Below are 15459 nucleotides of genomic sequence, written 5' to 3'. Positions count from 1 at the left end.
GGAGAAACCTGGGTTAACCATACCAAAGCCAGCTTACAAATGGATAGTCTCTGGGTGATCATAAAAGTAACAGTCAAAAACAAAGCCAACAGGCCCTACTATTTCAAGATAGGCCAAGCATACCAAGATCATCTTGCAATAAATGATACAATAAAGTGGACGATTGAATGGACCGATCCACCAGCTGTCAAAATGGCCAAATCACGATTTCCAGAACTTGGCGGGGACTATGGCTGGGAAATAGACCCTGGACAAACAAGGACAGTATCATTCGAATTAAAGGCAACAGGTCCATTCGGCGACAAACTTAGTTATCTTTATCCCGCAGGTGAGGATCCGACATATTATTGGCCTCTTGTGAGCGAACCAGGACTTTACACTTCATGGTTTATGCCTAATGAGCTTGAAACATTAAATCCTGATCTTAAGATCGTGAAATGGACTGGAACATTTGGTTTCAGCCTCAAAAACATTGATAATGATTGGGTTTATGGTATAGTTAGGGCGCCTATCGTACCATCAAATTCAAAACTTACATACAGTTATCCAAAGGTTGACTTCATTGATTATGAATCGGTTCCAGGGGCTTATGTTGCTGCATGGGATGTTGCATTACCAGGTCGAAGTTATTCGAATTTTGAATACACTTATGAGTGGCCTGCAGGAGCCGGTGAGGGTTACAGTTATTATGGCACGCCTCTTAAGTCCAATTTGAGAGCTGCTGCCGGAGAGTATCCTAGTAACAAGACCACTACAGTTCCTGGTGGAGAGACTGGGGCTCCATGGGGGCCGTTGTTGATAGGTGTTCTTGTTACGGTGGCTGCCATAGCATATACAAGGTTAAGTTAAAATCCCCTCCTTTTTATTTTCAATTTTTTTTGGTGGGAGACAATGAGAGTATCAACGGTTTTGGTAATAGTTGGCATGTTCATACTATCCCTTTATGCCCTTATAGAGGTGAGTTTTTATGCTTCTGAGATCAACATAAAACAAAAAGAGCCTAATGTCCCTATTTTGGAGATTCCCTCTATTAACCTCACAAAGGAGGTTAATAATAAATCGGTTTTTTATGGTGTTTATCATGAGCCCAGATCATTTAAGCCTGGGAATGGTACTGTCATCCTTTTTGGTCATAGGACAATGTATGGATCCCCATTCTTTAAATTGGATAAACTGAAGAAAGGTGATAAAGTTTATCTTAATTGGCCGGGTATTGGGATGGCAGAGTATACTGTGAACAAGTCCTTCACCGTTCCTGCTTCGTATTTAATATCAATCTATCAAGGGGATAAATTATTCCTTATAACTTGTCATCCTATTGGTTCTATGAGTGAAAGATTGATAGTGGAATGTGATCTTGTCAAGATTTCACCGTTCCAAAAAAATTTGAAGGTTGAGAATCCTAAGAACTATTATGCGCTTCTTATCATAGGCGCCTTCTTTGGTGGGGGGCTCATAGTTACTAGAATTTATCCCGTGAAAGAAGATAGAAAATTTATATTCATGGCCACAGCAGCTTTAACCCTTTTTCTCTTTTTTGGTTATCTTTTCCCAACACCCCCAGAGTTTATAGCTGAGAAACTCGGGGAATTAAATAATATAATGGGATTCTGGGTGGGATATCTATGAGTAGTATAGATGAATATTTTAAGTGCCTTTCTAATAGGGAGAGGGCTATATTTGAGGGTGCTATAAGTATGGGTGCCCTTTTCCATCAATTCATCGGCACCCCAGTAAATCAGGATACCCTAGAATCGCTTAAAACAGCTATCGAGGATTCCATAAAACTTCAACCAAATATAGAGGATGTTAAAGTTGAAATAAATTTAGATGATGCTGAAAATGAGTTTGGATATGTTTCACTAGAAGGGAGAATGTTAGACGTTAAGATAACCTCAAAGTTCAAGAATGTGAAGGCCATTATACGGATGAAATACATTGATAGACTCAAATATCCACTCATCTATGTGGAAAATGTAAAAGAAGAATGAACAAGGAAAGAATCATACCACTCTTTTATTCGCCCTCTTATTGAGAATGTTATATTGGCCACACCATTACTTAGAAGGTTATCGCCGAATAAGTTAAATGTCAAGTAATATTATAAGGGTATAGAAAAAAGGGATTTTGGGAAGATGTCCTATGATACGTATAAATCCTGAACTCTGCAAGGGATGTAACATATGCATAGAATTCTGCCCCGAAAAAGTCTATGAAGAATCCGATACATTAAATAAAAGGGGAGTCTACGTCCCAGTACCTAAAAATGAGGATAAATGTAAGAAATGCAAGATATGTATTTTATTCTGCCCAGATCAAGCCATAGCGGTGGATGAAAATGGTTGAAGAATACTTCATACAGGGAAACCAGGCATGTGCAAGAGGGGCTATAAAAGCAGGGTGCAGATTCTTCGCAGGTTACCCAATAACCCCATCAACCGAGATAGCCGAGGAAATGGCCTTACTCTTGCCAAGGGAGGGTGGCATTTTCATACAAATGGAGGATGAGATAGGAGCGCTAGGAGCTGTGATAGGAGCTGCCTGGAGCGGTCTAAAGGGGATGACAGCCACTTCAGGCCCGGGATTTTCACTCATGCAAGAACATATAGGCTATGCCGCCATGACAGAAACACCCCTAGTAGTTATAGATGTCCAGAGGGGTTCGCCTTCAACAGGCCAACCTACAATGGCTTCCCAGAGTGACATGATGCAAGCCCGCTGGGGATCCCACGGAGATTATGAAATCATAGCCTTAGCACCCTCATCAGTCCAAGAATGCTTCGATTTCACCATAGAAGCGTTTAATTTTTCAGAAAAGTACAGAATACCGGTAATGGTGATGGCCGATGAAATAGTGGGCCACATGCGAGAAAAGATAACAATCCCAGACAAAGTGAAAATTATAAAAAGAAAAAGACCCCAAGAAGACCCCAAAGAGTTCGTACCATTCAAAGCAAGGGCTGATGGGACGACACCAATGCCCCCATTCGGTGAAGGTTACAACATCCCTGTCACTGGACTCACACACGACGAAAAAGGATACCCTGACGCTTCAAACCCTGAAGGCCATGAAAGGCTCGTGAAAAGATTATGTGACAAGATACTCAACCACCAAAAAGATATAATTAGGGTTAAAAACTCCCATACAGAAGATGCAGATCTTATAACCATATCATATGGAGCCCCTAGCCGCTCTGTTGCAACAGCCATAAAAGATTTGAGAAAAGAAGGCTACAAGGTAGGTTATATGAAAATAGACACACCATGGCCCTTCCCAGAAGACGAAGTGAGAAAGGTCGCCGAAACAGCTGATAAATTACTTGTCGTGGAAATGAACCTTGGACAGATCTTCTATGAAGTTCAAAGAGCGGCTAATGGCATGGCGGAAGTCGAACTCCTTCCAAAATTGGGTGGGGAAATACATAACCCAGATGAAATAAAGGCCAAAATAAAATCCATGATCTAGGAGGATCCCCCTAATGACCATTAAAAATCCATACTTAAAATACCTGAGAAAAGATAGGCTCCCACACATTTTCTGCGCAGGATGTGGAAATGGCATAGTAATGAACACATTCTTCAAAGGCATGGAACTTGCAAAGATTGACTTCAAAAATATAGTCCTAGTATCTGGTATCGGCTGCTCATCAAGGATCCCAGGTTATGTGAAATGCGACTCCCTCCATACAACACATGGAAGGCCAATAGCATTCGCCACTGGACTCAAATTAGGAAACCCCACCCTTGACGTTGTAGTCTTCACAGGTGACGGGGATGCCGCTGCAATAGGGGGTAATCATCTCATCCATGGCGCCAGGAGAAACATCGACCTCACAGTAATCTGTATAAACAATAACATTTATGGCATGACCGGTGGCCAGATAAGCCCAACCTCCCCCCGTGGAAGTTATGGTACCACAGCACCCTACGGTGCCATTGAAGCACCCTTTGATTTGGCCGAGCTTGTGAAAGCCGCGGGAGCCAGTTATGTCGCCAGGTGGACAACAGCCCATCCATTACAACTTGCAAATTCCATTAGAAGAGGCTTTGAAAATAAAGGATTCTCCTTTATAGAAGTGTTATCACAATGTCCAACATATTTCGGCCGTAAAAATCGTATGAGATCCCCTGTTGAGATGCTACACTGGATGAAAGACAATAGCATAAATAGGAGAAAAGCCTTGAAGATGGACCCAGAGGAACTGGAGGGTAAAATAATCGTGGGAGACTTTGTAAAAGAAGAAAAGGAAGAGCTGACCACTGTAATCTATGACCTCATAGAGGAAAAGTGTGGTGAAAGATTCAAATCGATAAAATCAGCTTATAGGGGATGATCGAAGTGAGAAAGGAGATTAGAATCGCAGGTTTCGGGGGTCAAGGTGTTGTCTTGGCGGGGATAGTGATAGGAAAAGCCGCAAGTTTATATGATGAACTCCATGCTGTGCAAACACAATCATATGGCCCAGAAGCAAGAGGTGGTGCATCCAGATCTGAAGTAGTTATAAGTGATAGGGAAATAGACTATCCAAAGGTCCGCGAACCTGACATATTCGTGGCAATGTCACACGAAGCCCTTATAACCTATTTAGATGATCTGAAAACTGGAGCCACACTAATAGCCGACCCTGACATGATCAAAGAAGAAGAGATAAAAGATTTCATCAAGAAAAAAAAGATAAAATATTATAGGGCCCCGGCTACTAGAACCGCAAAAGAGAAGATAGGCATCCCAATAGTTGCTAATATGGTGATGATAGGAGCCCTCACAAAGGCTACTAAGGTAATCAGTGACCAGGCGGCTAAAAAGGCCATAGATGATAGTGTGCCACCAGGAACTGAGAAGAAGAACCTTGAAGCATTCGAAGCCGGGAAAAGAATACTAGAAGTGGGGGATCCCAGATGAAATTATATGAATATAATGCCAAGGAACTCTTTAGAAAAGAGGGCATACCCACACCAGATGGGGGTGTGGCCAACACGCCAGAAGATGTTGAGAAAATAGCTAAAAGATTAGGGAAGCCAGTTGCTATAAAATCACAAATCCTCACAGGGGGCAGGGGCAAGGCCGGCGGTATAAGATTTGCTGAAAACCCAGAAAGCGCCTACAAAGTCAGTGAAGAACTTTTATCCTCTTCGATTAAAGGCGAGAAGATAGAGAAGGTCCTTGTAGAAGAGAAGATCCCCATTGAACAAGAATTTTATGTTAGCATTATAGTTGACAGGACAATGAAAAAACCCCTTATAATGGCAAGTAGCGAAGGTGGTGTTGAAATAGAAGAACTTGCCCGCGAACACCCAGAAAAGATAATTAAGTATTATGTCGATCCTCTTGGGGAATTCTTACCCTATGAGGCTAGGGAAATTGCCCGGAAAATGGGCATGGAAGGTAAACTCATAGGCCAAGTGGGTGGCATAATCTGGAGACTCTATAATCTTTTCAGAAAATATGATGCGCTTCTCGCTGAGATAAACCCACTTGTCCTTTCTGAAGGTAATCTGATCGCAGTTGATGCCAAACTCGAAATTGATGATGATTCTATATTCAGACATCCGGAATTCAGAGAACAGGAGGAGTATAAGACTAGCGAATTCGCTTTTGTTAAATTGGACGGTAACATAGCAGTTATAGGGAATGGTGCAGGGCTCACATTAACAGCAATGGATCTTATAAAATTGCAAGGTGGGGAACCCGCAACATTCCTCGATATAGGGGGTGGTGCTTCTCCAGAAATTATAAGAAAGGCGATCAACCATGTAATATCATATCCTAAGGTTGATGTTGTCTTCTTAAACGTGCTCGGGGGTATAACAAGAGCAGATGACGTGGCAAAGGGTGTTGTTGAAGCTCTAAAGGATGCTGAAAGGGATATACCTCTTGTAATAAGGCTTACGGGTACGAACGAAGAAGAAGGGCAGAGAATCCTCAAAGAAGCTGGGATACCATTCGAAACATCACTTGAAAAGGCCGCTGCAAAGGCTGTTGAAATCGCGAGGAAACTATAAGTCTATGATATCCTCCTCTTAACATTTATGGAATGCGCCATTACAAGAGCAGATAATATAATATAAGTGAGAAGTGCTGACGAATTGAATGAACGATTAAACAAGAAAAGTCCGATGATGCTCTGCGTCAGAAAAGCCGAAAGAGAACCTATAAGGAGGGCTTCTCTTCCAAGATATCTTCTACTACCATTAAATCTCTTCTCTCTGTATATTCTGAGGACTTGAAGTCCTGTGATAGTCACTATAAGCACCCATGATAAAAGGAACAAAAGACCGAAATATCCAGCGTCAAAGGATACTGCAAATATACCTGGTAGCATATAATCTATATAATCCTTCTTATAGATAAGCACACCATAAAAGATATGGTAAGGTAATCCTAACTCGTGGATTAGGGTCACTGGGAGTGTTATATAACCATCAGCCCCGCCTAGACACTCTGACTTCCAATAGCAGGATCCCACTACATGGCCCCAAAATGTTGTCTTTGTAAGGACTAACTTTAAACTGGGGAGAGTATAATTTTCCAGCCTTGTAATTCTAAGAAGTGGGCTTAAAACTGGCATGTCAAGTATCTTTGCTAAGAATTCCATGAGCGCGAATCCGCCTATAAGGGCTGATATGAACCCTATGATCGATTTTCTTGTTATCCTCGCACTCCTTCTGAAACTTTTAGACATTATATAATATCCTATGGCCCCTCCAAGGAACCATAAAAGAAGGAATGAACGGTGCATTAAACCCCCTGCAATTGCTATGACGAAAAATAGGATGTAATTTAGTGTTTTGATAGAAGTTGAACGTATACCAGCCTCTGATAAGAGATTTGACGCTGCAAGTACACTAACCCATGATAGGACTGCGAATGGGCCGAACGGGTGTGTAAATTCTTGATGTGTGAATAACGGTAAAATTAATAGGATGGTGTCAGCAGAGAATAAGAAGGCGAATAACATTGTGAGAAGAGTGCCTAGAAAGAGGACTAAGCTCAGGGAAACTCCCACTAGATTGAATAATATTATTAAACCGGCATGGATTATTATGGCAACTTCTATGATGAACTGAAGGTTGTTCTTTGCTATTAACATGTTAATCTCCTAGTTCATGTTGATAGTAGATCTATTAGATAATCATAGCGACTTTGCAACCATGAATATAATTGATCTTCTAATCCAGCGCTACGAGTTTTATATTTCTTTTTGAAGTTGGTGGCTAATCCATGTACTTTCTGTGAGTTTGCGATTACTTGTGATATTTCCTCTATCTGGGTATTCGTTAGATCAATATCTAGTTTATCTGCGGTTTGGGTGACTTTCTCTTTTATCTTCTGGGTATCATCTATATCTTCAGATTCTGTACTATTTTTAACTTCACTAATTAACTGGGCGATAGTATCACCGTCTTCACCAGTTTCATTAACTAGTTTGGTTTGAAGGTACATTTCCTTAAGGGATGCTTTTTTAACATCATCTGGTATCTTAGCCCCTATTAGGATCTCATAGGATCTGAATATGCTCATGAGAGCTGTTTCTCCAGATACTGATAATGGGGATGAAACCACGACATAACCCTTTTCTATACCAGCGGATTTTAAACTGTTCGCATACATTTGAGGTGTTACATTCTTTATTTTACTCTCATCAACGACTATTGTAAGATTATCATTGTCCAGATCAACCATAGCACATGAAAATATCTGATCTGGATTATATACTTTGCCTGTAACATCCTCGGATATCCTATTAACATCTTGGGCTGTGATAATCTCTATATTAACATCTTTTATATTTTTATCTGTTTTTGATTGGAAATAATCCATCACGGCCTTTTTATACTCTGGATTGTTGTAGGTAGTCTCTCCTATTGTAATCGAAAGTCCTGAAGTCCCATAAACAGAGAATATCAAGAGTATTAGAGCCAATATGATGTATTTCATTAAAATCCTCCAATTTAGCTTAAGAGTACTACTCTGCTTTCTTTTGATTTATCGATTATGTCCATGTTGGTTAGTTTAGCTATTTTATCTGCGAATTCATAAACTTCAAAGAATAATGGCATGTTTTCCATTTCTAATCTTTGACGTGAATATCCAAGATACATGTAAGCTTTTACTTCCACGAAGTCTGGCTGGGCCTTTTTGATAAGTGATGCGTAGCCACCTGGTTTTGTCATGTTCTTTCCGTTAACTGCTGTTATCCTCAGAACTTTTCGACAGTTGAAACTTGGGAGTAATTCTAATGATCTGTTCAGATGCTCCCATGCATTTTCTGTTTGCGGTCGGCAAAGTTTCTTGTGAATTTTCTTGGAGGGTGCGTCTAGTGAAATGTAGAGTTGGGTGGGTTCTTCTGAAAGATTTTCAAGTGCCTTGTAATTGATACCATTGGTAACTAAGAATGTCGTGAATTTCCTTTTATGGAATTCTGCGATCAGTTCGTTTATCATTGGATATAATAGCGGTTCCCCAGCTAGTGATATAGCTGCATTATTGGGTTCTTGTGCTTCAAGGAGTTTTTCCTTGTTGGCTTTTTCGTTCCCGAAGAATCCGCAAAGCAAGCTTCTTTGAGCGTTTATACAAGCATCTATTATATCCGCTGGTTCATCATAGTCCCCATCCCATTCCGTTTTCGTGTATCTAAGGTCTCTCCAACAAAAAAGACACTTTTGTTGACAGAAGAATACGCTTGGGGACATTTGCAGGCATCTGTGGCTTTTGATACCATAAAATTTCTGTTTGTAACATGTTCCCTCATCTAATATGCTCTTTTTTGTCCACAGACAAGTCTTCACTGCTGCATGCGCATTTTCGCCAACGAATCTGTACCCCATCTTCTCCAATCTTTTGAGTTTCTCGAATTTTGAAATGAACACATCTATCCACCTAATACTTCCAATACTCACACATCAATACAAAGGAATACACATCCCCTTTTATTCAAGTTGGAGTTAATCTAACATATGTGAATGTTTCAAGGTAATGATATTAAGAATTTCTTAAACAATATAATATCTGTTTAGTGTCATAAAAAAATAATAATAGGAGAGCTTATTTAATAGTTTTTATAAAAAATGATTATACCCCTATTTGGGGTTGGAACAAGAATTTGGAGGCTCATCATTGAAATATGATACTCCCATTGTAATATTAAATTTTAAAACTTATATTGAAGCTACTGGTGAGAATGCTGTGAATTTAGCCCGTGCATGTGAACAAGTAGCCGATGAAACCGGTGTTAATATTGTGGTCGCGCCACAACATATGGATCTTTTTAGGGTGGCTCAAAATGTTAAAATACCAGTGATTGCTCAACATATAGACCCCATAGATGCTGGTGGTCACACTGGTAGCATTCTCCTAGAATGCGCAGAGGAAGCTGGAGCTACAGGAACCCTTATAAATCATTCAGAGAAAAGGATGAAACTTGCAGATGCCCAAAGAGTTATTGAAAGAGTTAAAGAAGCAGGTCTCATTAGTATATTCTGTACAAATAATGTGGACACAAGCGCTGCTGCAGCTGCAATGGGCCCTGATTTTGTGGCAGTGGAACCCCCAGAACTTATAGGATCTGGCATCCCAGTATCCAAGGCAGAACCTGAAGTGGTTACTGGGACCGTAGATGCTGTTAAAAACATAAACCCTAATGTTAAAGTGCTCTGTGGAGCTGGGATATCTACAGGTGAAGATTTTAAAGCGGCCCTAGATCTTGGATCAGAAGGCGTGCTTTTAGCCTCCGGTGTCATATTAGCAGATAACCCCCGTGAAGCTCTCTTGGACTTGGTGAGTAAAATATAGATTAACTTTGGGGGTGAACATTGAATGTCATTAAATTTCAAGACCATAGACGACCTTGAATTAAATGGTAAAACCGTACTTCTAAGGATTGACATAAACTCTCCTGTAGATCCACATACAGGGATGATACTCGATGATACGCGCCTCAGACTCCACTCAGAGACCATAGATGAGCTTGCAAGTATGGATGCGAAAGTTGTTATATTAGCCCACCAAAGCAGACCAGGTAAAAAGGATTTCACAACACTAGAAAAACATGCTGAGATTCTATCAAATATTGTAGGACGTCCTGTAAAATATGTCGAGGATATCTTTGGATGCGCTGCCAGAGAGGAAATCTCCAAGATGAAAAAAGGCGACATAATACTCCTAGAGAATGTTCGTTTTTACTCAGAGGAAATCCTAAAACGGGAGCCTAGAATCCAAGCAAAAACCCACCTTGTAAGGAAACTATCCCCACTTATCGATTATTATATTAATGATGCATTCGCAGCAGCCCACAGATCCCAACCCTCACTTGTAGGTTTCCCAGTGAAACTACCCTCCGCAGCTGGAAGGGTCATGGAAAGAGAATTAAAAATCCTATATAGTGCCCTTGAAAATGTTAAAAGGCCTTGCATTTATGTTCTTGGGGGCGTTAAAGTCGATGACTCCATAAAAGTCATGGAAAACGTCCTAGGAAAGGGCAGTGCCGATTATATATTGACTACGGGTCTTGTGGCTAACGTGTTTTTGAAAGCAGCTAAAATAGATATAGGTAAATGTAACGAAAAACTAATAAAAAAAAGAGGCTACAAAAATCTTATAAAGGTAGCCAGGAAGCTCATGAAAAAATTCAAGGACAAAATACTTATACCAGTTGATGTGGCAGTATGCAAAGACGATAAAAGATTAGATGTCCCCATAAAAGATATCCCTGATCTTCCCATTTATGATATTGGCCTAGAAACCATAAAAGTTTATGCAGAGAAAATAAGGAACGCTAAAATGATAGTTGCAAATGGTCCTGCAGGAGTCTTCGAAAACCCAGAGTTCAGTATAGGCACTGAAGACCTGCTTAACGCCATTTCGTCATCCTCTGGGTTTTCCATAATCGGAGGCGGCCACTTAGCCGCTGCAGCGGTTCAAATGGGCTTTCAAGATGGTATAAACCATATAAGTAGTGGTGGTGGTGCTGCTATAAGTTTATTGGCTGGTGAAGAATTACCAGCCGTCAAAGTACTCTGCAATCCCATGAATATTTAAAACTATATCATGCTTCAAAAACATATTATATTCCACCGTAAAATATTTAAATATTAATGACTAATATGATGAATGCCTCGGTAGCTCAGTCTGGTGGAGCGCGAGACTTGTAATCTCGTGGTCGCGGGTTCAATTCCCGTCCGGGGCTTCACATAATCCTATGGGACCATAGGGTAGCCTGGTCGATCCTTTGGGCTTTGGGAGCCTGAGACCCCGGTTCAAATCCGGGTGGTCCCATACCTTCATCATAGGCCCGCCTTAGCTCAATTTGGCAGAGCATCGGACTGTAGATCCGAGGGTTGCCGGTTCAAGTCCGGCAGGCGGGACTTTCCCACCTCCCCTACCAATTTTATAAGTCTTCACTACGATACTATAAAAAGGGGGAAAAATATTTATAAAATGTTACAAAAAATATATAACATTCAACGTTTCTAGAGAGTAGATATATATCATGCTCCACCTTTAGTGTGTGTAGACTCTCATCAAAAAAAAGTCTGATCCGGATAATAGATGGAGGGTAAAATATTTAAAGGAGTGAGATGGATAAATTGGGATGATCTCATTTTAGAGGATTGCCCTGGTGGTGTAGGGGCTATCATGCGGGCCTGTCGAGCCCGCGACTCGGGTTCAATTCCCGGCCAGGGCGTCCCCATAGGGCCCGTAGCTCAGTCTGGAAGAGCGCTTGGCTTTTAACCAAGTGGTCGCGGGTTCAATTCCCGTCGGGCCCGTTCCCCCCTGATTCTAGGTCATATTTTTCACGTGGAGGATAAATTGTGAAGAAGGATATATTAAAACATCAACTGGTACCGGAACATGTTATTTTATCTGAAGAGGAGGCTGAGAAAGTCCTCAAGGAAATGAAAATCCACGCCGAACAACTACCCAAAATAAGGACTGACGACCCCGTAGTGAAAGCTATAGGGGCGAAAGAGGGGGATATACTGAAGATAATAAGGGAAAGTCCAACCGCAGGTAAATTTGTAACATATAGGATAGTTCAAGATTGATCATATTATTATTTTTTGGAGGAAGTCCATGAGAAAAAGTGCATGGGAATTGGTAGATGCGTTTTTTGACAAATACAATCTAGTAGACCACCACTTGGAATCCTACAACGATTTCGTAAACAATAGAATACAGGAGATAATAGATACCAGCGAACCCATAGAATTCGAAGAAGGAAAATATAGGGTGGAGACAGGAAAACTCGAGATAGTGAAACCTTTCATCAAGGAAGCTGACGGATCCACCACCAAAATATTCCCAATGGAAGCCAGACTTAGAAACTTAACCTACTCCGCGCATATGAGCCTCGAAATGCGACTTTTAAAAGAAGGGGCTCCAGAGCCAGATTTCGAAAAAGTCTACATTGGAGAATTACCAGTAATGTTAAAATCAGAAATATGCCATCTCCACGGGCTCAAAGAAAAGGAACTTATAGAAAAAGGAGAGGATCCACGTGACCCTGGAGGATACTTCATAGTCAACGGATCAGAGAGATCACTCGTAACTACAGAAGAGATAGCCCCAAACAAGATCATCCTAGAAAGATTGGGTGAAATCGAAGAGAACAGAGCCAGGGCCATTGTAACATCGATAAAAAGCGGGTTCAGGGCCCGGATATCAGTCGAATATAAAAAACCCAGGAGAAAGGGAGTATACCTCCGCATATCATTCCCCTACGTCCCAGGAGAAATACCACTCGTAATATTACTAAGGGCCCTAGGATTAGCCACAGATGAGGAAATCATAACCAGTATCTCTGACGACTTGAATTACCAGATGGTGGTCACTGATGATATAGAAGTCTCCTCTGAAAAACTCAAAATAGACTATGAGAAATTAGAGGGATTGGACAAAGAAGAACGTAGAGAATACCTGATATTAAGCGCCATCAAATATATTGGTAACAGAGTAGCCAAGGGGATGACAGAAGATTACAGGATAAGAAGGGCGGAAGACGTGATAGACCGCTATCTTTTACCCCATATCGGCACCGAACCCGAAAAGAGGATCGATAAAGCAATTTACCTTGCTGAGATGACTGAAATGCTATTACAGGTCATATATGGTGAAAGAGAACCCCACGACAAAGATCACTATACAAACAAAAGATTAAGAGTTTCAGGGGATCTCATGGAAGACCTTTTCAGGGTAGCATTCACAAGTTTAACAAGGGACATGACCTACCAGTTAGAAAGGAGCCTTGCAAGGGGTAAAGAACCTTCAGTGAAACAAGCAGTCCGATCAGACGTCCTCACAGAAAACATAAAACATGCAATCGCCACAGGAAATTGGGTAGGTGGCAGAGCAGGTATAAGCCAGTTACTCGACCGTACAAGTTACATGGGCACATTATCACACCTCAGAAGGGTAGTGTCCCCACTAAGCCGGAGCCAGCCACACTTCGAGGCCAGAGACCTTCATCCAACACAATTCGGGAAAATATGCCCAAATGAAACCCCAGAAGGTCCCAACTGTGGTTTGGTCAAAAACCTTGCATTAATGGTTAAAATCTCAGAGGGCGCGGACCCGCACGAGATAAAAGATGTGATAAAAAAAATGGGGATCCTAAACTAAAATGGGGGGTTCAGTAAAATGACCAAAATTTATATTAACGGAGAACTCATAGGCACCTGTGACGAACCTGAAGAATTCGTTGAAGAGATGAGAGAAAAAAGGAGGCGAGGAGAAGTCTCCCATGAAATGAACATCACATATTATCCTGAGAATAATGAAATTTACATTTTCACAGACCCTGGAAGAGCTAGAAGACCCCTCATAATAGTAAAAGATGGTAAACCACTCCTCACAGAAAAACACCTAGAACTTCTGAGAGAAGGTGAAATTGGATGGGATGATCTGATAAAAGAGGGTGTGATAGAATACCTAGATGCCGAAGAAGAAGAAAACGCTTATATCGCAATGTCAGAAGATGAACTGACAGAAGAACATACACACCTTGAAATCGACCCTTCAACAATGCTCGGGATATGCGCTGGTATCATACCCTTCGCAAATCATAATTCATCACCAAGAAATACCATGGAAGCGGGCATGACCAAACAAGCCCTAGGCTTCTACGCATCAAATTATAAGCTTAGAACAGATACAAGGGCCCACCTCCTCCATTACCCCCAAGAACCCATTGTGAAGACAAGGATAATAGATGTTATAGGATACGATAATAGACCTTCAGGGCAAAATTTTGTAGTTGCAGTGATGTCCTATGAAGGCTACAATATGGAGGATGCCCTCATCCTAAATAGAGCCTCCCTTGAAAGAGGACTTGCAAGATCAACATTCTTCAGATCCTATGAAGCTTCTGAGAGAAGATACCCTGGGGGCCAAGAAGATCGTTTCGAAATACCTGAAAAGGGTGTGAGAGGTTATCGTTCAGAAAGAGCTTATAGGCATCTTGATGAAGACGGAATAGTAAACCCTGAATCAAAGGTTTTCTCTGGTGATGTCTTAATCGGTAAAACATCCCCTCCACGTTTCCTCGAAGAGATAGACGAGTTCGGCACTGTTGCCGAAAGAAGGAGGGAAACTTCAGTCACAGTGAGACATGGTGAAAAGGGTGTTGTTGATGCCGTTCTACTCACAGAAACTGTTGAAGGCAATAGACTGGTTAAAATACGCCTAAGAGATCAGCGCCAACCCGAGTTAGGTGATAAGTTCGCTTCAAGACATGGACAGAAGGGTGTTGTAGGACTTATAGTGCCAGAAGAGGACATGCCATTCACAGAGGATGGAATAATACCAGATCTCATAATAAATCCCCATGCAATACCCTCAAGGATGTCCGTTGGACAAGTACTAGAGATGATGGCTGGTAAAGCCGCTTGTATGGATGCTGAGAGAGTTGATGGAACACCATTCACTGGTGAAAAAGAAGAGGATATAAAGGAGGCTCTCCGAGCAAATGGCTTCGAAACCGCTGGGGTTGAAACATTATATGATGGTGTTACAGGTGAAAAACTCCAAGCAGAAATATTCATAGGAGTAGCATATTATCAGAAACTCCATCACATGACAACAGATAAGGTCTATGCACGATCAAGAGGTCCTGTACAAGTACTTACAAGACAACCCACAGAAGGTCGGGCTAGAGAAGGTGGTCTAAGATTTGGTGAAATGGAAAGAGACTGTCTAATAGCCCATGGGGCGGCGTTAACACTCAAAGAGAGGCTCCTAGATGAATCAGACAAGTATGAGGCCCTTGTTTGCTCCGAGTGTGGTATGTTAGCCATATACGATCGTATAAGGGGTAAAACATATTGTCCAATTTGTGAAGATTCAGAATCATTCCCAGTTGAAATATCCTATGCATTCAAACTATTATTAGATGAGCTTAAAAGCCTCTGCATATTCCCAAAACTCATCTTAGAGGATAAAGCATAGAAGAAAGGGGGAGAGAC

16 protein-coding genes and 5 tRNA genes are annotated in these 15459 nt (G+C 41.3%); 18 read left to right on the top strand and 3 right to left on the bottom strand.

Annotation, left to right across the window (positions count from 1 at the left end):
* The first annotated feature begins 39 nt into the window (after positions 1-39).
* From QFX38_02100 to sucC, 8 genes are all read left to right on the top strand, one after another.
* Positions 40-849, top strand: a complete 810-nt coding sequence (locus QFX38_02100) for a hypothetical protein (protein MDI9623662.1) — start codon at positions 40-42, stop codon at positions 847-849.
* Positions 850-891: 42 nt separating this feature from the next.
* A complete protein-coding gene (locus tag QFX38_02095) occupies positions 892-1629 on the top strand; it encodes a sortase (GenBank protein ID MDI9623661.1) in 738 nt (245 codons plus the stop codon).
* Positions 1626-1991, top strand: a complete 366-nt coding sequence (locus tag QFX38_02090; GenBank protein MDI9623660.1) for a dihydroneopterin aldolase family protein — start codon at positions 1626-1628, stop codon at positions 1989-1991. Before QFX38_02095 ends, QFX38_02090 begins: the two co-directional genes overlap by 4 nt.
* A 151-nt stretch (positions 1992-2142) precedes the next feature.
* Positions 2143-2346, top strand: a complete 204-nt coding sequence (locus QFX38_02085) for a ferredoxin family protein (GenBank protein MDI9623659.1) — start codon at positions 2143-2145, stop codon at positions 2344-2346.
* Entirely contained in the window at positions 2339-3466 is a 1128-nt protein-coding gene (locus QFX38_02080) for a 2-oxoacid:acceptor oxidoreductase subunit alpha (protein MDI9623658.1), read from the top strand. Before QFX38_02085 ends, QFX38_02080 begins: the two co-directional genes overlap by 8 nt.
* Positions 3467-3479: 13 nt before the next feature.
* Positions 3480-4334 (top strand): 2-oxoglutarate synthase subunit KorB, encoded by an 855-nt coding sequence (gene korB, locus QFX38_02075; GenBank protein MDI9623657.1) that lies wholly within the window; start codon positions 3480-3482, stop codon positions 4332-4334.
* Between the two features lie 5 nt (positions 4335-4339).
* Entirely contained in the window at positions 4340-4903 is a 564-nt protein-coding gene (locus QFX38_02070; GenBank protein ID MDI9623656.1) for a 2-oxoacid:ferredoxin oxidoreductase subunit gamma, read from the top strand.
* Positions 4900-6003 carry an ADP-forming succinate--CoA ligase subunit beta gene (sucC, locus tag QFX38_02065; protein MDI9623655.1) on the top strand — a complete coding sequence of 368 codons (1104 nt, stop codon included), beginning with the start codon at positions 4900-4902 and terminating at the stop codon, positions 6001-6003. The genes QFX38_02070 and sucC overlap by 4 nt, the downstream gene beginning before the upstream one ends.
* A 2-nt stretch (positions 6004-6005) precedes the next feature.
* Here sucC and QFX38_02060 read toward each other — a convergent pair whose 3' ends face one another.
* The 3 genes from QFX38_02060 to twy1 are packed head-to-tail and all read right to left on the bottom strand — an operon-like array spanning position 6006 to position 8871.
* Positions 6006-7091, bottom strand: a complete 1086-nt coding sequence (locus tag QFX38_02060; GenBank protein MDI9623654.1) for a hypothetical protein — start codon at positions 7089-7091, stop codon at positions 6006-6008.
* A gap of 14 nt (positions 7092-7105) precedes the next feature.
* On the bottom strand, positions 7106-7939 hold the full coding sequence (locus QFX38_02055; GenBank protein MDI9623653.1) for a DUF1002 domain-containing protein: 834 nt from the start codon (positions 7937-7939) through the stop codon (positions 7106-7108).
* A 14-nt stretch (positions 7940-7953) separates the two neighbouring features.
* On the bottom strand, positions 7954-8871 hold the full coding sequence (gene twy1, locus QFX38_02050) for a 4-demethylwyosine synthase TYW1 (GenBank protein MDI9623652.1): 918 nt from the start codon (positions 8869-8871) through the stop codon (positions 7954-7956).
* A 220-nt stretch (positions 8872-9091) separates the two neighbouring features.
* On the opposite strand from twy1, the gene tpiA reads away from it, so the two are divergent.
* The 10 genes from tpiA (at position 9092) to rpoB (ending at position 15442) form a co-directional block, all read left to right on the top strand.
* On the top strand, positions 9092-9793 hold the full coding sequence (gene tpiA / locus QFX38_02045; protein ID MDI9623651.1) for a triose-phosphate isomerase: 702 nt from the start codon (positions 9092-9094) through the stop codon (positions 9791-9793).
* A gap of 24 nt (positions 9794-9817) precedes the next feature.
* Entirely contained in the window at positions 9818-11038 is a 1221-nt protein-coding gene (locus QFX38_02040) for a phosphoglycerate kinase (GenBank protein ID MDI9623650.1), read from the top strand.
* A gap of 74 nt (positions 11039-11112) precedes the next feature.
* Positions 11113-11186: transfer RNA gene (locus QFX38_02035), tRNA-Thr, on the top strand.
* Between the two features lie 14 nt (positions 11187-11200).
* A tRNA-Pro gene (locus QFX38_02030) sits at positions 11201-11275 on the top strand.
* 15 nt (positions 11276-11290) lie between these two features.
* Positions 11291-11364, top strand: a tRNA-Tyr gene (locus QFX38_02025).
* A 248-nt stretch (positions 11365-11612) separates the two neighbouring features.
* Positions 11613-11684 (top strand) — tRNA-Asp (locus QFX38_02020).
* A gap of 8 nt (positions 11685-11692) precedes the next feature.
* Positions 11693-11766, top strand: a tRNA-Lys gene (locus QFX38_02015).
* A 45-nt stretch (positions 11767-11811) separates the two neighbouring features.
* Positions 11812-12045 (top strand): DNA-directed RNA polymerase subunit H, encoded by a 234-nt coding sequence (locus tag QFX38_02010; GenBank protein ID MDI9623649.1) that lies wholly within the window; start codon positions 11812-11814, stop codon positions 12043-12045.
* Positions 12046-12073: 28 nt separating this feature from the next.
* Complete coding sequence (locus QFX38_02005; protein ID MDI9623648.1) at positions 12074-13618, top strand: DNA-directed RNA polymerase subunit B''; 1545 nt, start codon at positions 12074-12076, stop codon at positions 13616-13618.
* Between the two features lie 18 nt (positions 13619-13636).
* Positions 13637-15442, top strand: a complete 1806-nt coding sequence (gene rpoB, locus QFX38_02000) for a DNA-directed RNA polymerase subunit B (GenBank protein ID MDI9623647.1) — start codon at positions 13637-13639, stop codon at positions 15440-15442.
* Positions 15443-15459: the final 17 nt, after the last annotated feature.

This window comes from Methanothermobacter sp., from assembly GCA_030055615.1.
Lineage (GTDB): Archaea > Methanobacteriota > Methanobacteria > Methanobacteriales > DSM-23052 > Methanothermobacter_A.
This window is presented reverse-complemented; position numbering and strand designations above follow the sequence as displayed.